Annotated in this window: 16 protein-coding genes; 7 read left to right on the plus strand and 9 right to left on the minus strand. The window is 72.2% G+C overall.

Annotated features, from left to right (window positions below):
• Nucleotides 1-280: 280 nt before the first annotated feature.
• Both iolD and ACZ9QC_RS08380 read left to right on the plus strand, forming a co-directional pair.
• Nucleotides 281-2158 carry a 3D-(3,5/4)-trihydroxycyclohexane-1,2-dione acylhydrolase (decyclizing) gene (gene iolD / locus ACZ9QC_RS08375; protein ID WP_472919568.1) on the plus strand — a complete coding sequence of 626 codons (1878 nt, stop codon included), beginning with the start codon at nucleotides 281-283 and terminating at the stop codon, nucleotides 2156-2158.
• A 104-nt stretch (nucleotides 2159-2262) separates the two neighbouring features.
• Nucleotides 2263-3033, plus strand: a complete 771-nt coding sequence (locus tag ACZ9QC_RS08380; protein WP_472919569.1) for a GntR family transcriptional regulator — start codon at nucleotides 2263-2265, stop codon at nucleotides 3031-3033.
• A gap of 42 nt (nucleotides 3034-3075) precedes the next feature.
• On the opposite strand, the gene ACZ9QC_RS08385 is transcribed toward ACZ9QC_RS08380, so the two are convergent.
• Complete coding sequence (locus ACZ9QC_RS08385) at nucleotides 3076-4227, minus strand: Gfo/Idh/MocA family protein (RefSeq protein ID WP_472919570.1); 1152 nt, start codon at nucleotides 4225-4227, stop codon at nucleotides 3076-3078.
• Nucleotides 4228-4338: 111 nt separating this feature from the next.
• Here ACZ9QC_RS08385 and ACZ9QC_RS08390 point away from each other — a divergent pair, with 111 nt between their 5' ends.
• Nucleotides 4339-5355 (plus strand): LacI family DNA-binding transcriptional regulator, encoded by a 1017-nt coding sequence (locus ACZ9QC_RS08390; RefSeq protein WP_472919571.1) that lies wholly within the window; start codon nucleotides 4339-4341, stop codon nucleotides 5353-5355.
• 57 nt (nucleotides 5356-5412) lie between these two features.
• On the opposite strand, the gene ACZ9QC_RS08395 is transcribed toward ACZ9QC_RS08390, so the two are convergent.
• Nucleotides 5413-5904, minus strand: coding sequence for a MarR family winged helix-turn-helix transcriptional regulator (locus ACZ9QC_RS08395; RefSeq protein ID WP_472919572.1), 492 nt, complete (start codon nucleotides 5902-5904; stop codon nucleotides 5413-5415).
• A gap of 151 nt (nucleotides 5905-6055) precedes the next feature.
• Between ACZ9QC_RS08395 and ACZ9QC_RS08400 the strand changes: the two genes are divergently transcribed.
• Nucleotides 6056-6430 (plus strand): DoxX family protein, encoded by a 375-nt coding sequence (locus tag ACZ9QC_RS08400; RefSeq protein ID WP_472919573.1) that lies wholly within the window; start codon nucleotides 6056-6058, stop codon nucleotides 6428-6430.
• A 3-nt stretch (nucleotides 6431-6433) separates the two neighbouring features.
• Here the strand turns inward: ACZ9QC_RS08400 and ACZ9QC_RS08405 are convergent, their stop codons facing one another.
• The 5 genes from ACZ9QC_RS08405 to ACZ9QC_RS08425 form a co-directional block, all read right to left on the minus strand.
• Entirely contained in the window at nucleotides 6434-6859 is a 426-nt protein-coding gene (locus tag ACZ9QC_RS08405; RefSeq protein WP_472919574.1) for an ankyrin repeat domain-containing protein, read from the minus strand.
• 77 nt (nucleotides 6860-6936) lie between these two features.
• On the minus strand, nucleotides 6937-7602 hold the full coding sequence (locus tag ACZ9QC_RS08410; protein ID WP_472919575.1) for a hypothetical protein: 666 nt from the start codon (nucleotides 7600-7602) through the stop codon (nucleotides 6937-6939).
• A 5-nt stretch (nucleotides 7603-7607) separates the two neighbouring features.
• Nucleotides 7608-8480 (minus strand): carbohydrate ABC transporter permease, encoded by an 873-nt coding sequence (locus tag ACZ9QC_RS08415; RefSeq protein ID WP_472919576.1) that lies wholly within the window; start codon nucleotides 8478-8480, stop codon nucleotides 7608-7610.
• A complete protein-coding gene (locus tag ACZ9QC_RS08420) occupies nucleotides 8477-9418 on the minus strand; it encodes a carbohydrate ABC transporter permease (RefSeq protein WP_472919577.1) in 942 nt (313 codons plus the stop codon). The genes ACZ9QC_RS08415 and ACZ9QC_RS08420 overlap by 4 nt, the downstream gene beginning before the upstream one ends.
• A complete protein-coding gene (locus ACZ9QC_RS08425) occupies nucleotides 9415-10710 on the minus strand; it encodes an ABC transporter substrate-binding protein (protein ID WP_472919578.1) in 1296 nt (431 codons plus the stop codon). The genes ACZ9QC_RS08420 and ACZ9QC_RS08425 overlap by 4 nt, the downstream gene beginning before the upstream one ends.
• 64 nt (nucleotides 10711-10774) lie before the next feature.
• On the opposite strand from ACZ9QC_RS08425, the gene ACZ9QC_RS08430 reads away from it, so the two are divergent.
• From ACZ9QC_RS08430 to ACZ9QC_RS08440, 3 genes are all read left to right on the plus strand, one after another.
• The gene (locus ACZ9QC_RS08430; RefSeq protein ID WP_472919579.1) at nucleotides 10775-12124 is read left to right on the plus strand and encodes a Gfo/Idh/MocA family protein; all 1350 of its coding nucleotides are present in this window, start codon (nucleotides 10775-10777) and stop codon (nucleotides 12122-12124) included.
• 369 nt (nucleotides 12125-12493) lie between these two features.
• A complete protein-coding gene (locus ACZ9QC_RS08435) occupies nucleotides 12494-12949 on the plus strand; it encodes an SRPBCC family protein (protein WP_472919580.1) in 456 nt (151 codons plus the stop codon).
• Nucleotides 12950-13025: 76 nt separating this feature from the next.
• A complete protein-coding gene (locus tag ACZ9QC_RS08440; RefSeq protein WP_472919581.1) occupies nucleotides 13026-13679 on the plus strand; it encodes a class I SAM-dependent DNA methyltransferase in 654 nt (217 codons plus the stop codon).
• Nucleotides 13680-13721: 42 nt separating this feature from the next.
• Here ACZ9QC_RS08440 and ACZ9QC_RS08445 read toward each other — a convergent pair whose 3' ends face one another.
• Entirely contained in the window at nucleotides 13722-14693 is a 972-nt protein-coding gene (locus ACZ9QC_RS08445) for a hypothetical protein (RefSeq protein ID WP_472919582.1), read from the minus strand.
• Between the two features lie 112 nt (nucleotides 14694-14805).
• Nucleotides 14806-15960 carry an XdhC family protein gene (locus ACZ9QC_RS08450; RefSeq protein ID WP_472919583.1) on the minus strand — a complete coding sequence of 385 codons (1155 nt, stop codon included), beginning with the start codon at nucleotides 15958-15960 and terminating at the stop codon, nucleotides 14806-14808.
• Nucleotides 15961-15990 lie beyond the last annotated feature (30 nt).

A 15990-nucleotide genomic window follows, 5' to 3' on the forward strand; every position in this document is an offset into this window, starting at 1 on the left:
TCAGTACAAAACCTTGACAGGGGGTCGGTTCGGGTCCTAAACCTGGGATACATCCGGACCCGGGCGTTCGCACCCCCACGCGCGGCGGGTCTTCGCCGGCCCGCATCCCCCCACCTGAGGAGCGACGCGCATGCCCGAGCCCGCCGAATGCCTCGATCCGATCACGACGGCCGTATCGGAATCGATCTCCATCCGTTGCAGACCGGCGTCCCCGTCGCGCGTGTCGAGCTGAGCCCACCCGTACGAAATCCCCGCCACCACCCCAACCCGTGAGGTCCCGATGCCCCAGTCCCCCACCCGCCGGCTGACCGTCGCCCAGGCGCTGGTGCGGTTCCTGTCCGCGCAGTACACCGAGCGCGACGGTGTGCGCCATCGGCTGATCGCCGGAACCTGGGGCATCTTCGGCCACGGCAACGTCGCGGGGCTGGGCCAGGCACTTCTCGAGGCCGGTGAGGAGACGATGCCGTTCCACCAGGGCCGCAACGAGCAGTCCATGGTGCACGCCGCCGTCGGGTACGCCCGCCAGCTGAACCGGCTCTCCGCGCAGGCGGTCACCACCTCCATCGGCCCCGGCGCCACCAACCTGGTCACCGGCGCCGCCCTCGCCACCGTCAACCGGCTGCCCGTACTGCTGCTGCCCGGCGACTACTTCGCGACCCGCACCGCCGGCCCGCTGCTCCAGCAACTGGAGCACCCCACCGAGGCCGATGTCTCGGTCAACGACACCCTGCGCCCGGTCTCCCGGTACTTCGACCGGATCACCCGCCCCGAGGCGCTGATCCCGGCCGCCCTGAACGCGGTGCGGGTGCTCGCCGACCCCGTCGACACCGGCGCCGTCACGCTCGCCCTGCCGCAGGACGTCCAGGCCGAGGCGTACGACTGGCCGGAGGAGTTCTTCGCCGACCGCGTGTGGAACGTACGCCGACCCCTGCCCGACCCGGTCGAGCTGGCGGAGGCGGTGCGGGCGGTCCGTGCCGCGCGGCGGCCGCTGATCGTCGCGGGCGGCGGCGTCCACCACAGCGAGGCCGAGGAGGCGTTGCAGGCGCTGGTCGACGCCACGGGCATCCCGGTCGCCTCCACCCAGGCGGGCAAGGGCTCCCTGCGCCACGACCACCCGGCCGACCTCGGCGGCATCGGCCACACCGGCACGGCGGTCTGCGACGACCTGGCCCGGACGGCGGACCTGATCGTCGGTGTCGGCACCCGGTACACCGACTTCACCACCGCCTCCCACACGCTCTTCCAGAACCCGGACGTCCGTTTCGTCAACCTCAACGTCGCCGCGTTCGACGCCCACAAGCTGGCCGCCCGGACGGTGGTCTGCGACGCGCGGGCCGGACTCACGGCGCTCACCGAGGCGTTGGAGGGCCACCGGGTGGACGAGGCGTACGAGGCCGAGTACCGGGCAGGCAAGGAGCGCTGGGAGCGAGTCGTCGAGGCCGCGTACGCCGTCGCCGACGAGCACGCCGTGCCCACCCAGACCCAGGTGCTCGGCGCCCTGGACTCGGTCGTGGGCGACGAGGACGTGGTCATCAACGCGGCCGGCTCGCTCCCCGGCGACCTGCACAAGCTGTGGCGGGCCCGCAGCCCGCGCCAGTACCACCTGGAGTACGGCTACTCCTGCATGGGCTACGAGATCCCCGCCGGGATCGGCGTCCAGCAGGCGGCGCCCGGCACGGCCGTCTGGTCGCTGGTCGGGGACGGCACGTATCTGATGATGCCGACGGAGATCGTGACGGCCGTCCAGGAGGGCCTGCCGGTCAACCTGGTCCTCATCCAGAACCACGGCTACGCCTCCATCGGCGGCCTCTCCGAGTCGGTCGGCGGCGAGCGCTTCGGCACCGCCTACCGCTACCGCACCGCCGACGGCACCTTCTCCGGCGCCCCGCTCCCGGTGGACCTCGCCGCCAACGCGGCCAGCCTCGGCATGGACGTCATCCGCGCCAAGACCGTGAAGGAGCTGCGCGACGCGCTGGCGGCGGCCCGCGCCTCGGACCGGCCCACCTGTGTGTACGTCGAGACCGACCCGACGCCCACCGCTCCCCCGGCCGAGGCCTGGTGGGACGTCCCGGTCGCGGAGACCGCCTCGCGGCCCGCGGCCGTGGAGGCGCGCACCACCTACGACCGCGAGGTGGCCCAGCGGCGCCGCCACCTCTGACGGAGCCGCCGCCCTCCGGGGCGGCGGCTGCCGACCCCATCCCGGACCATGTAAGGACAATGCGTTGACAGGGGTTCCTGTCATCCGGACGGACGGATACCCTCATGGGCGTGACCAGCGCGACTACGGGGAGTACAGGGAGTCTCGGCCTCAGTGTCGACCGGAGCAGCCCGGTGCCGCTGTACTACCAGCTGGCCCGCCAGCTGGAGTCGGCGATCGAGCACGGTGCTCTCGGCCCGGGCAGCCTCCTGGGCAACGAGATCGAGCTCGCCGGCCGTCTCGGCCTGTCCCGGCCGACGGTACGGCAGGCCATCCAGTCGCTCGTCGACAAGGGCCTGCTCGTACGCCGCCGGGGCGTCGGCACACAGGTGGTGCACAGCCAGGTCAAACGGCCGCTGGAACTGAGCAGCCTGTACGACGACCTGGAGGCGGCCGGGCAGCAGCCCACGACCAGGGTGTCGCTGAGCGAGATCCGGCCGGCCTCCGCCGAGGTCGCGGCCGCCCTGGGCATCGCCGAGGGCGCCGACGTGCACCTCTTCGAGCGGCTGCGCCTCACCCACGGGCAGCCGGTGGCGTTCCTCTCCAACTTCGTCCCGGCCGGGCTGCTGGAGCTGGACACCGAACGCCTGGAGTCGACGGGCCTGTACCGGATGATGCGCAACGCCGGCATCACCCTGCACAGCGCCCACCAGAGCGTCGGCGCCCGTATCGCCACGGCCGAGGAGGCCGACCGCCTCGGCGAGCCGGAGGGCGCCGCACTGCTGACCATGCAGCGCACGGCGTACGACGACACCGGGCGCGCCGTCGAGTACGGCACCCATGTCTACCGGGCCTCCCGCTACTCCTTCGACTTCCAGCTGCTCGTCCGCAACTGACTCCTGGGCCAAGGGAGTTGGGGCGGGCGGCCCACCGGGGGCTCAGAGGTCCACCCAGGCGCCCGACTCTGCGGAGCGGCTCATCGCGTCCAGCGCGGTGGCGCTGTGCACGGCGTCGGCGAGGGTGGTGCCGTGCGGGGTGCCGTCGGCGATGGAGCTCAGGAAGTTGTACGCCTCGATCACCTTGAGGTCGTCGTAGCCCATGGCGTTGGCGGCGCCCGGCTGGAACGCGGAGTACGTGCCGTGGCCGGGGCCGACGTAGAGGGTGTGGACGGACTGGTCCTGGTAGGCGTCGCCCTTGCTGACGCCCAGTTCGCCCATGCGGCGGAAGTCCCAGAAGAGGGCGCCCTCGGTGCCGTGGATCTCGAAGCCGTAGTTGTTCTGCTCGCCGACGGAGACCCGGCAGGCCTCCAGCACGCCCCGGGCGCCGGAGGCGAAACGGAGCAGGCAGTTGACGTAGTCCTCGTTCTCGACGGGGCCGAGCTCACCGCCCGAGGCACGGGTGTGGCCGGCGGTGGCGCCGGCGGGCCGGGCCCGCTCGGGGACGAAGATCGCCGTGTCGGCGATGAGCGAGGCGATGTCGCCGAGCAGGAAGCGGGCCAGGTCCACCCCGTGCGAGGCGAGGTCGCCGAGGACCCCGCTGCCGCCGCGCTGCCGCTCGTACCGCCAGGTCAGGGCCCCCTCCGGGTGGGCCGCGTAGTCGCTGAAGAGGCGGACGCGGACATGCGTGACCGTGCCGATCTCCCCGGCCGCGATCAGTTCGCGGGCGGCTTCCACGGCGGGCGCGTTGCGGTAGTTGAAGCCGACGGTGCCCTGGACGCCGGCCTTCGCGACCGCGTCGGCGACGGCGCGGGCGTCGGCGGCGGTGAGCCCGACCGGCTTCTCGATCCAGATGTGCTTGCCCGCCTCGGCCACGGCGACGCCGATCTCCCGGTGCAGGAAGTTCGGCGCGGTGATGCTGACCGCCTGGATCCGCGGGTCGTCGAGCACCTCGCGCCAGTTCCGGGCGGTGCCGGCGAACCCGAACTGCCGGGCCGCCTCCTCGGCGCGCCCGGGGACCTCCTCGACGACGGTGACCAGCTCGGGCCGCAGGTCCAGCTGTGGGAAGTGGTGGGCCACCCGCGCGTACGCCTGGGTGTGCACCCGTCCCATCCAGCCGAACCCCACGACGGCGACACCGAGCCCACTCACCATGACTACCCTTCTTTGGACCGTTCCAAAAGCGTACGCCGCTCACACTGCGGGCATGCTCGGGCACTGTCAAGCCCTTTGACACGGACACCCCGCTGTGGAACGGTCCAGGCCATGAGACCTGGACCCGCGAGCCCGACGATCCGCGACGTCGCCGAGCGGGCCGGCGTGTCCAAGTCGCTGGTCTCGCTGGTGCTGCGCGGCTCGCAGCAGGTGCGCGAGGAGAAGCGGCAGGCGGTGCTGGCCGCCGTGGACGAGCTGGGGTACCGGCCGAACGCCGCCGCGCGCAGCCTGAGCGAGCGCAGGACCCACACGGTCGGCGTCCTCCTCAACGACATGCGCAACCCCTGGTTCGTGGAGCTGCTCGACGGCCTCAACTCCCGGCTGCACGACAACGGTCTGCGCATGCTGCTGGCCGACGGCCATCTCAACCGGCGGCTCGGCGAGGATCTCACCCGCACCTTCACCGAGCTGCGGGTCGACGGGCTGATCGCGGTCGGCACCCTGCCGCCCTCCGAGGCGCTGCGCACGGCGGCCGGGCTCGTCCCGACCGTGGTGGCGGGCGCCCGCGAACCCGCGCTCCCCCAGGTGGACGTCGTGGCGGGCGACGACCAGCACGGCGCCCGTCTCGCCACCGAGCACCTCATCGGCCTCGGCCACCGGCGCATCGCGCACATCGCGGGGGACGGTGTGGTCGGGGCGCTGCGCCGCCGCAGTTTCGAGACGGTGATGCGCGAGCACGGGCTGGGCGATCTGGCGGCCGTCGAACGGGGCGACCTGACGGAGGAGGGCGGCTACCGCGCCACGGTCCGGCTGCTGAACCGCTCCGAACGGCCCACCGCCGTCGTGGCGTTCAACGACATGGCCTGTGTGGGCGCGCTCTCCGCCGCCGAGGAACTGGGCCTGAGGGTGCCGCGCGACCTCTCCCTCGTCGGCTACGACAACACGTACGTCTCCCGGCTGCGCCACCTCTGGCTCACCACCGTGGACAACGCCAGCCACGACGTGGGCCGCACCGCCGCGCAGTGCCTGCTGGACCGCATCGCCGATCCGGGACGCCCCGCCAAGGTCGTCCTGACCACGCCGACGCTGGAGGTCCGGGGGACCACGGGTCCGCCGGGCGGCCGCTGAGAGGTCGTCCGGGCTCGTCGGTGTCGACCGCGCGCCCCGGGGCAGGGTGACGAGCTGTCAGCTGGATGGCGGCAGGCAGTGGTCGTCGGGCGCGACGGCCTGCCAGATGCGCCGTCCGATGTCCCTCAGCTGCCGCTGCTGGGCCCTGGTGAGCACGTCGAACACATAGCGGCGTACGGCGTCGGCGTGGCCCGGCGCGCTCGCGACGACCTTGGCGTGTCCGGCGTCCGTGAGGACGGCCAGGGTGTAGCGCCCGTCGGAGGGATCCGGCTCACGGCGCACCCAGTCGCTCTTCTCCAGCCGCTTCACCAGGTGGGAGAGCCGGGACAGCGACGAACCGACGTACCCGGCCAGGTCGCTCATCCGCAGCGTGCGCCCCTCGGCCTGGGACAGCATCGCCATCACCACGTACTCGACGTGACTGACGCCCGCCTCCCGCTGCAGCTCCGCGTCCAGCGCGCTCGGCAGCCTGAGCATCACACCCGCCAGCGCGTGCCAGGTCTCCATCTCCTCGTCGGTCAGCCAACGCGACTGGTGCGGTGTCTCCATGGCGCCCACTCTACGTGCAGCCGCCATCGACCAGGCCTGTTTCGGCCCGCCGAATGACTTGACGCTTCAAGTCGATCAGCCTACGTTGAGCCTCCACTTCTCTTGAACATTCAATCCATACGTACTCGTCTCCCCTGAGGAAGAACCTGCCATGAACGTCACTCTCTGGATCATCGCGGGCCTGCTCGCGGCCGCCTTCCTCGCCGCCGGCCTGATGAAGACCGCCCAGTCCAAGGAGAAGCTGTCGGCCTCCGGCATGACGTGGGTCGACTCCTTCTCCCCGGGCATGGTGAAGACCATCGGCGCGCTGGAGGGCCTGGGCGCCATCGGGCTGATCCTTCCGGCGGTCCTCGACATAGCCACGGTGTTCGTCCCGCTCGCGGCGACCGGTCTCGCCGTCACGATGCTCGGCGCGGTCGTCTTCCACCTCCGCCGGGGCGAGACCAAGGAGACGGCACCGAGCCTGGTGCTGCTGGTCCTGGCGACCGTGGTGGCCTGGGGCCGGTTCGGGCCGTACGCGTTCTGAGTCCTACTCCGCGTCAGGACGGGCGCCGCCCGTGAGCAGCACGGCCGCCGTCTCGGTGTGGAAGCCGGCGGCCGCCCAGTCGAGCGGGGAGCGGCCCGTGCCGTGGTCCTCGCGGAGGTCGGGATCGGCGCCGTGGGCGAGGAGTTCGCGCACCGCCTCGATGTGTCCCCAGCACGCGGCACCGCACAGCGGGGTGCCCTCCGCGCCGTGTCCGCTCTCGGTGTCGGGCGAGGCCCCGGCCGCGAGCAGCAGGCGCACGGTGTCGGCGGCCCCGTGGACGGCGGCCGCGTACAGGGGCGTCGTCCCCTCGGCGTCCGTCGTCTCGGCGGGGGCTCCGGCGCGCAGCAACGCGGCGACGGCGGCGCTGTCGCCGATCGACGCGGCCGACACCAGCCGGTGCGACAGTTTCTTCCGCCGCCGTCTGTTCACCGTCGCCCTGTCCCTTCGCGGTACGCCCGGGGCGTCGGCACGTCACACGGCGTCGGCCCGTCAAGGGCGTCAGCCCATCACACGCCCTCCCGTGTGGCGACCGCTTTTCCGCGCCCGTCGACCGGTCCGTGCACGTCGCCGAGCACCTCGCCGCGTACATCTCCGCGTACGTCGACGGCCGTGAGCGCCAGCGCCAGCAGCCCGGGCACGAGGAACGCGAGCGGCAGCAGCATCCAGGCGCTCGCCGCGGCAGTCGCCACGGCGAGGACGACCAGGGCGCTGCCGCCCGGATCACGCACCGCGTCGCGGGCCGCGCCCCGCACCGCCGCGGGCCAGTCGTCGACCGACTCGGGACGGGCGCAGGCCCGCAGACCGATCACGGCGGCGCCGGTACCCAGCGCGGCGGCGAGGAGGGCGAAGGCCCGGCCACCCGGGAGCCCGGCACCGGCGAGGGCCACGTCGACCAAGGCGAGGAACAGGCCGGTGAGGGCGAGGAACCCGGCGGCCAGGTCGCCCAGCCGCAGTCGCCGGCGCAGCGCCCCGAGGAACCGGGCGGCCGTGACCGGGCGGTCCTGCCGTACGCCTCGCAGGACCGCGCAGGCGGTGGAGAGCGCGGCCGGCAGGGTCACCAGCGGAAGGCTCACCACCGCCACCGCGACGCCCACGCTCAGTACGTCCGCGAACAGCGTCATCCGGGGGCCGAAGATCTCGCCCGCCTCCTTGTTCGTCCGCACGGGGCGCACCGCCCTCACCCCTTGATCCCGGAGTTGGCCATGCCCTCCACCAGGAACCGCTGGAAGGCGAGGAAGAACAGCACGATCGGGAGGAGGGCGATGACGGACATGGCGAACATCGGGCCGAACGCGGAGGTGCTGGACGCGTCCACGAAGGACCTCAGGGCCAGGGTGAGGGTGAACTTCTCGGGCGAGAAGAGATAGATCAGCTGGGTGAAGAAGTCGTTCCAGGTCCAGATGAAGGTGAAGATCGCGGTGGTGATCAGGGCGGGCCGGGTGAGGGGCAGGATCACTGAGAGGAAACTCCGGAACGGGCCGCATCCGTCGATACGGGCCGCCTCCTCCAGCTCCCTCGGCAGTCCGCGCATGAACTGCACGATGAGGAAGACGAAGAAGGCCTCCGTGGCGAGGAACTTCGGCAGGATCAGCGGCCAGTAGGTGTTCACCATGCCGAGCTGGTTGAAGATGATGTACTGCGGGATCAGCACGGCGTGGTGCGGCAGCATGATCGTCGCGATCATGAAGGCGAAGAGCGGCCCCCGGAAGCGGAAGCGCAGCCGGGCGAAGGCGTACGCGGCCAGGGAGCACGACAGGACGTTCCCGACGACCGCGCCACCGGCGATCAGCAGGGAGTTGCCGAGCAGTCGGCCCACCGACACGTCGTTGACGCCGTCGAGCGCGGTCTCGTAGTTGGACCAGTGAAGTCGGCTCGGCAGCAGGTCGAGACTGGCGATGACCTCGTCCGCAGGCTTCACCGACGTCGCCAGCAGCCAGGCCAGCGGGTACAGCATGACGAGGAGAGCGGCCAGACAACCGGCGTGCAGCGCCACCCGTCGCCAGGCGACAGGCTTGCGCAACAGGGGCGTTGCGGGTGTGGTGCTGGTCATCGGTCCCCCTCGGAGGCGTAGAAGACCCAGGAGCGGGAGGTGCGGAAGAGGATCGCGGTGACCGCGCCGATGGCGAGCAGCAGCACCCAGGCCATGGCGGAGGCGTAGCCCATGTGGGAGGCCACGAAGCCCCGGTCGTAGAGGTAGAGCGTGTAGAAGAGGGTGGAGTCGGCGGGGCCGCCCTTGCCCGCGCTGATCGCGAAGGCCGGGGTGAAGACCTGGAAGGCCTGGATGGTCTGGAGGACCAGGTTGAAGAAGATCACGGGCGACAGCATCGGGACCGTGATCGACAGGAACCGGCGCCAGGCGCTCGCGCCGTCCACCTCGGCCGCCTCGTACAACTCCCCCGGGATCTGCTGGAGTCCGGCGAGGAAGATGACCATGGGGGCGCCGAACTGCCACACCGTGAGCAGGGCCACCGCGAACAGCGCCCAGCCGGGCCGGTTGACCCAGCCGCCGGTGCCGAGGAGGTTGTCGACGGTGCCGCCGTCGTTGAAGATCGCCCGCCAGACCAGGGCGATGGACATGGAGGCGCCGAGGAGGGAGGGGGCGTAGAAGGCGGAGCGGTAGAAGCCCCGCCCGCGTTTCATGTTCCTCAGGGCCAGGGCGACCAGGAGGGCGAGGGCCAGTTGGAGCGGGACGGCGATGACGACGTACATCAGGGTCGTCGCCACCGAGCGCCAGTAGCGCGGGTCCTCGGTGAACATCTGGGTGTAGTTGCGCAGGCCCACCCAGTTCGGGGCGTTGAAGAGGTCGTAGTCGGTGAAGGAGAGGTAGAGCGAGACGGCCATCGGGAGCAGGGTCAGGACACAGGCCCCGAGCACCCAGGGGGAGAGGAAGACCCAGGCCGCGCCCTCGCGCCTACGGGGGCGCCCGGACCGGTCCGGCGGAGGAACTCCCTTCTTCCGTACGGTTGTCGGCAGTTGCGTGGCGGTCATGACCTCAGCTCCGCCTTCGCCTCGGTGAGGTAGTTCTCGGCGGCCTCACGGGGGGACATCCGCTCGTAGGACACCTGGTCGTAGTCGCGCTGGAAGGTGGTCTGCAGGGCGCTGTCGCCCGACGGGGGCGCCTGGGGCGGCGGGTCGAGCTTCCCTTCGACCGTGGCCTGGTAGTCGTAGATGGTCCTGTCGAAGTCCTTGAGGTCGGCCGCGATGTCCTCGCGGATCGACTCGTTGACGGGGATGCCCCGGGTGGCGCCGAGGATGTTGGCGGCCTCGTCGTCGTTGAGCAGGAAGTCGACGAGCCGGGCGGACTCCTCCGGGTGGCCGGAGTCGGCGGCCACCCCCATGAACATGGAGGGCTTGAAGTACTGACCCTGGGTTCCGTCCTCGCCCGCCGGCATGGGCGCGAGCGAGATTCCGGAGGGGACGAGCGCGAGGTAACCGCTCGCGGGGGCGTCCCAGTTGACGTCGGAGGCGGCCTTGCCCCGGCCGAGCGGGGTGTTCTCGACCGAGCCGTCGAGCTGGGTCGTCTGCTCGGCGGGCGAGACGGCACCCTCTCTGCGCAGCCGGTCGGTGAAGGTCCACCAGCGGGTCAAGTCATCGGCGTCGAAACCCGGTCGGCGGTCCTCGGTGTACAGGGCCTTGCCCTGGCCGCGCAGCCAGATCTCGAAGGCGTCCTCGCTCTGGCCGGGGTCGGTGCCGCCCGGCTCCCCCGTCTTCTCGGCCACCGTCCGCATGGCGTCGGCCCATTCGCTCCAGGTCCAGCCGACCCGGGGCGGTGCGAGTCCGGCGGCCCGCCATTTCTCGGTGTCGTAGACCATGGTCTCGGTGCCGCGGCCCTGCGGAACGGCGTACTGCCTGCCGTTCACCCTGCCGGTGGCGAGCAGTCCCGGTTCGAACTCGGCGGTGTCCAGGGCGCGTCGCTGTTCGGCGAGGTCGAGGAGCACGCCACCGGACGCGTACTGGTCGATCATCCGGTAGTCGAGCTGCATCACGTCCGGGGCGTCGCCGCCGGCGGCCTGGGTGGCGAGTTTCTGCTTGTACGCCTCGTAGCCGGCGAAGGAGGTCTGGATGTCGATCCCCGGGTTCTTCTTCTCGAAGAGCTCGACGGCCGCCTGGGTTCTGGCGGCCCGGTCGGGGTTGCCCCACCATGTGTAGCGCAGGACGACCTCGCCGCCGGTGCCGCCCGACCCGTCCGGTCCGGAGCAGCCGGTGAGCAGCGCGCAGAGCGCCAGCGCGGTGGCCGCCGCACGGGGTATCCAGGACTCCCTCGTCCTGATTCGGGGCATGAGTGGGTCACCTCTTTCGCTAGAAAGCGCTTCCCCCCACGTAGTGACCCTAGGGAAGGTCCGGATGTCACAACAAGACCCCTGCACCACCTCCCCGCAACCCCGCCGTGCGGCCGTGGTGGGTCTCGGTGCCCGGGCACGGATGTTCACCGAGGCCCTGACGGGTCCCTTCGCGGAGCGGATCGAACTGGTCGGCCTCTGCGACCCGAACGCGCACCGGATGGCCGTCCACAACGCCTGGATCGCCGCCGACCACCCGGGCCGTGCGCCCGTACCCGCCTACGCCGCCGGGGAGTTCGAGGAGATGCTGCGGCGCGAGCGGGTCGACCTGGTGGTGGTGTGCGGTGTGGACCGGACCCACGACCACTACATCGTGCGGGCCCTGGAGGCGGGCTGCGACGTCGTCACGGAGAAACCGATGACGACCGACGCGGAGCGCGCCCGCCGCGTCCTGGACGCGTGCCGCCGGACGGGCCGCGAGGTGCGGGTGGCCTTCAACTACCGCTACAACCCCGTCCACTGCGCCGTGCGGGAGCTCCTCGCGAGCGGGGAGATCGGCGAGGTCGGCTCGGTGCACTTCGAGTGGCTGCTGGATCTGCGGCACGGCGCGGACTACTTCCGCCGCTGGCACCGCGTCAAGGCGAACTCCGGCGGGCTGCTCGTGCACAAGTCGACCCACCACTTCGATCTGGTCAACTGGTGGCTCGGCACCCGCCCCGAGACCGTCTTCGCCCAGGGCGGCCTCTTCTTCTACGGCGACGAGGCGGGCCGGCGCCGAGGGCTCGCCCGCGACTACGCCCGCGCCCACGGCTCCCCCGCCGCCGCGGACGACCCCTTCGCGTTGCGTCTGGCGGACTCACCCGTCCTCAGCGCGCTCTACCTGGACGCAGAGGGGGCGGACGGCTACCACCGCGACCAGAACGTCTTCGGTCCCGGCGTGACCATCGAGGACGACATGGCGGTCCTGGTGCGCTACGCGTCCGGCGCCACCCTGACCTATCACCTGACGGCCTACTCCCCCTGGGAGGGCTACCGCATCGCCTTCAACGGCAGCGAGGGGCGTGTGGAGCTGCTGGTGGAGGAGTCGACGTGGACCCGGCCGCACGTCCCCGTCACCGGGGCGAGCCCGGTCCTGCACGGCACCGAGGCGGGCGAGGAGCCGGGCAGGACACAGCTGCTCGTACGGCGGTTCTGGGAGCGGCCGCGCGAGGTGAAGGTCGAGACGTCCGAGGGAGGGCACGGCGGCGGCGATGTCCGCATGCTGGCCGACCTGTTCGGGGAGCGAGTGCCGGACCCGTTGGGGCGGGCGGCCGACGCGGTGGACGGGGCACGGTCCCTGGTGACGGGCCTGGCGGCGAACCGGTCGCTGGAGACGGGAGTGCCGGTGGTGGCACGGGATCTGTTGGACGTGTGAGCCCGCGCCGGGGCGGTCGGCGCGGGGCGGCGCGAGTGTCTCGCCCCGACCGGCCGGGCCAGGCGAGCGGTTCAGGAGGTGCGGCGGGTCACCAGAGGAGGTCGAGGCGGTCCGGGGAGCGGTGGACCAAGGCCGTTCGCATGGTGATCCGTCGGCCGTCCGCCAGGCACAGGCCCGGCAGGCGGCTGATCAACACCGCCAGGGTCAGGCGGAGTCGTTCGCGGGCGAGTGGCGAGCCGGGGCACGTGTGGGTGCCGAAGCCGGAGGAGCCAGGAGGGCCTGGTGGGCGTCGGGGCATCCGGGCGCGACGCGGCCCACCGAGCGCCCCGGCACCCGCCTCCGCCCCGGCTGTTCCCTTACGCTCGCTCCGTGGTTCTCTTCCTCCTGGAACGCCTCGCTCCGCTCCCCGCGGACCACGCCTGGCGGCTCCTGACCGACTGGCCCCGGCACGCGGACGTCGTGCCGCTGACCCGCGTCACCGTGCGCACGCCTCCGCCGACCGGAGAGGGCACGGTCTTCGTGGCTCGCAGCGGTGTGGGGCCGCTCGCCTTCGACGACTCGATGGAGGTCACGCTCTGGCAGCCGCCGGAGGTCGGCGCGCCCGGCAAGTGCCGTCTCGTCAAGCGTGGTTCGTTCGTCACCGGCTGGGCCGAGATCGAGGTCCATCCGTACGGTGACGGCGCCTCCCGCACGGTCTGGCGCGAGGATCTGCGGGTGCGATGGCTGCCGCGCGTCTTCGACCGCCCGCTGGCGTGGACGGCGAGACGAATGTTCGGCCGAGCCATGGACGGACTGCTCGAAGCCGACGGCCGACAGCCGCACTGAGCCACCCGCTCCGACGAGCCCTTCGTGGCCCGCCGTTGGAACATCGTTGTCAGACCCTCCGTCTACTGTCCGAAGCATGAGCACACACCGCCACACCACCACCCGGGAGTCCTACGACACGGTCGCCACCGACTACGAGAAGCTGCTGAGAGACGAGTTGGCGAAGAGCCCGTTCGAGCGGGCCATGCTCGGAGTGTTCGCCGAACGGGTGCTGGGTGCCGGGGGCGGACGCGTCGCGGACCTGGGATGCGGGCCGGGGCGGATCACCGGGCATCTGGCCTCGCTGGGGCTCGACATCTGTGGCATCGACCTCTCGCCGCAGATGGTCGCCGTGGCCCGCTGGGCCCATCCGCGACTCCGGTTCGACGTGGGCACGATGACCGCGCTCGACTTCGAGGACGGCTGCCTGGCGGGAGCGCTCGCCTGGTACTCCACGGTGCACACCCCGCCCCACGAACTCCCGCTTGTGTTCCGGGAGTTGCATCGCGTCCTCGCCCCCGGCGGGCTCCTCGCGATGGCGTACAAGGTGGGCGACGGGTCCGCCCACCTGACTCATGCCTACGGGCACCCCCTCGACCTCGACGTCTACCGTTTCCCGCCCGAACGGATCGCCGAGATGCTGGGGGACGCCGGGTTCGTGGAGTCGGCCCGGCTCGTCCGGGAGGCCGACGGGCCGGGCACCACGGCGACCACCCCTCAGGCGTACGTGCTGGCGCGCAAGCCGGGGTGAGCCGCAGGGCGCCGTGGGCCGGGTATCTGACGCGGAACGGCGTCAGGACGGGCCCGGGTCTCCGTTGCGGTGGGTGGACAGGCCGTCGCGGCGGTCGCGGTCGCCGTCGCCCGTCGTGCTGAGGAGGGTGTCGCAGATCTCGCGGAGCTTGTCGGTGGCCTGTTTGGAGAAGAGTCCGCACAGCCCGGCGATGCCGGAGAAGCCGTACGGGTTGGTCGCCCCGGCGCCGGAGCTGCCGGCGAACAATCCGCCGCGCAGCAGGAGATAGACCAGGAGCGCCAGGGCCACCCCGATGCCGGCCCGCAGGAGGTACCACCACAGCCAGCTCGCGTAGAGCCGCCGGTTGCCGACGTACGTCGCGAACGACGTGGCCGCGTGGACGAAGCTGCCGAGCGCGCTGCACACGACCACGGCCAGCAGCATCGCGGTGTCGGCGGTCAGCGACCAGTCCCCCAGCCCGAACGGCGACCAGCGCGCGGTGGCCGTGGGCTCCGCCCCGGGCTCCACCGTCGCCAGCACCACCGGCCAGAGGGTCACCAGGGCTCCGCAGACGAAGACGACGTCGGTCAGGAGGAAGAGGCCCAGGATCGCCGTCGAGACGGTCGACAGTCGGCGGCGGTCGTCAGCGGTGCCCTCGCTTCCGGGGGCGGCGGAGTCGGCGTCGCCACCCGATCCGTCGTCTCCCTCCGAGCCGTCGTCGCCCTCCGAGCCTCCGTCAGCCCCGTCGCCCTCAGCGGTGCGAGGCTCGTCACCGCCGAGGGCGTCACCATTCGTGCCCGGGGCATCGCCGCCATCGGCGTCACGGTCCGAGGGCGCGTCGCCGCCGTCGCCGTCCCCGGCGGTTCTGGTGCCGGCGTTCCCGGCCGTGCTGCCGCCCGACCGCGTGCCGTCATCCGCCGCGGGCCCGGTGGCGGCGCCCCGCCGCCGCTCGTCCGCCTCCGCCTGCGCGCCCGTCGCGAGCCCGCCGTCCTGCCCCTCGGCCCCGCCCCCGTGCGGGCGCCCCCCACCGGTCATCGTGGTCAACTGTCCGCCCCCGTCGTGCTGTTGTCCTGTCGCAACGGTCGGGCCTGTCGTCCCGGGGGTCAAGTCGGCGGCACGGGCCGGGGTCAGGAGACGCCGGCCGGGGTCAGGAGACGCGGAGGCTCGGCAGTTCCGTGAGGGCGCGTGGGGCGTCGTGGTGGATCGGGGTGTGCGCGCCGGTCAGGGAGACGCCGCTGCCGCCCCGCCGGTCGGCGACGATCTCGGCGGCGATCGACAGGGCCGTCTCCTCCGGCGTGCGGGCGCCGAGGTCGAGCCCGATCGGGGACCTGAGCCGGGCCAACTCCAGCTCGGTGACGCCGACTTCGCGGAGGCGTTGGTTGCGGTCCAGGTGGGTGCGGCGGGAGCCCATGGCGCCGACGTAGGCGACGGGGAGCCGCAGGGCGAGACGCAGGAGCGGGACGTCGAACTTGGCGTCGTGGGTGAGGACGCAGAGGACCGTGCGGGCGTCGACGGAGGTGCGCTCCAGGTACCTGTGGGGCCAGTCGACGACGATCTCGTCCGCCTCGGGGAAGCGGGTGCGGGTGGCGAAGACGGGCCGGGCGTCGCAGACGGTCACGTGGTAGCCGAGGAACTTGCCGATCCGGACGAGCGCCGACGCGAAGTCGATCGCACCGAAGACGATCATCCGGGGCGGCGGGACCGAGGACTCGACCAGGACCGTGAGCGGCGCTCCGCAGCGTGAGCCCTGCTCTCCGATCTCCAGGGTGCCGGTGCGGCCGGCATCCAGGAGGGCGCGGGCCTCGGCGGCGACCGTACGGTCCAGTTCGGGGTGGGCGCCGTACCCGCCGTCGTACGAGCCGTCCGGGCGGACCAGGAGGGCCCGGCCCCGCAGTTCCGCCGGGCCGGAGACGATCCGGGCGAGGGCCGCCGCCTCCCCGCCCGCCGCCGAGGCGAGCGCGGCGGCGGCCACCGGGCGGACGGGGTCGCCCGCCCGCACCGGTGTCACCAGGATGTCGATGATCCCGCCGCAGGTGAGACCGACGGCGAAGGCGTCCTCGTCGTTGTAGCCGAAGCGTTCGAGGACGGGTTCGCCGTCCTCCAGCGCCTGCCGGCACAGGTCGTAGACGGCGCCCTCGACGCAGCCGCCGGAGACCGAGCCGATCGCCGTGCCGTCGGCGTCCACCGCGAGGGCGGCGCCCGGCTGCCGGGGGGCGCTGCCGCCGACGGCCACCACGGTGGCCACGGCGAAGTCACGCCCCTGCCCGACCCACCGGTGCAGCTCTTCGGCGATGTCCAGCATCTCTCGGTCTCCTCACAGACAACGGCTGCC

The sequence above is a fragment of the Streptomyces sp. HUAS MS02 genome (assembly GCF_055702265.1).

Excerpts from the sequence above, each read along its gene's own strand:
- iolD (WP_472919568.1), top strand. The coding sequence starts at position 281 with ATGCCCCAGTCCCCCACCCGCCGGCTGACCGTCGCCCAGGCGCTGGTG.
- ACZ9QC_RS08380 (WP_472919569.1), top strand. The coding sequence starts at position 2,263 with ATGGGCGTGACCAGCGCGACTACGGGGAGTACAGGGAGTCTCGGCCTC.
- ACZ9QC_RS08385 (WP_472919570.1), bottom strand. The coding sequence starts at position 4,227 with ATGGTGAGTGGGCTCGGTGTCGCCGTCGTGGGGTTCGGCTGGATGGGA.
- ACZ9QC_RS08390 (WP_472919571.1), top strand. The coding sequence starts at position 4,339 with ATGAGACCTGGACCCGCGAGCCCGACGATCCGCGACGTCGCCGAGCGG.
- ACZ9QC_RS08395 (WP_472919572.1), bottom strand. The coding sequence starts at position 5,904 with ATGGAGACACCGCACCAGTCGCGTTGGCTGACCGACGAGGAGATGGAG.
- ACZ9QC_RS08400 (WP_472919573.1), top strand. The coding sequence starts at position 6,056 with ATGAACGTCACTCTCTGGATCATCGCGGGCCTGCTCGCGGCCGCCTTC.
- ACZ9QC_RS08415 (WP_472919576.1), bottom strand. The coding sequence starts at position 8,480 with ATGACCAGCACCACACCCGCAACGCCCCTGTTGCGCAAGCCTGTCGCC.
- ACZ9QC_RS08420 (WP_472919577.1), bottom strand. The coding sequence starts at position 9,418 with ATGACCGCCACGCAACTGCCGACAACCGTACGGAAGAAGGGAGTTCCT.
- ACZ9QC_RS08425 (WP_472919578.1), bottom strand. The coding sequence starts at position 10,710 with ATGCCCCGAATCAGGACGAGGGAGTCCTGGATACCCCGTGCGGCGGCC.
- ACZ9QC_RS08430 (WP_472919579.1), top strand. The coding sequence starts at position 10,775 with ATGTCACAACAAGACCCCTGCACCACCTCCCCGCAACCCCGCCGTGCG.
- ACZ9QC_RS08440 (WP_472919581.1), top strand. The coding sequence starts at position 13,026 with ATGAGCACACACCGCCACACCACCACCCGGGAGTCCTACGACACGGTC.
- ACZ9QC_RS08445 (WP_472919582.1), bottom strand. The coding sequence starts at position 14,693 with ATGACCGGTGGGGGGCGCCCGCACGGGGGCGGGGCCGAGGGGCAGGAC.
- ACZ9QC_RS08450 (WP_472919583.1), bottom strand. The coding sequence starts at position 15,960 with ATGCTGGACATCGCCGAAGAGCTGCACCGGTGGGTCGGGCAGGGGCGT.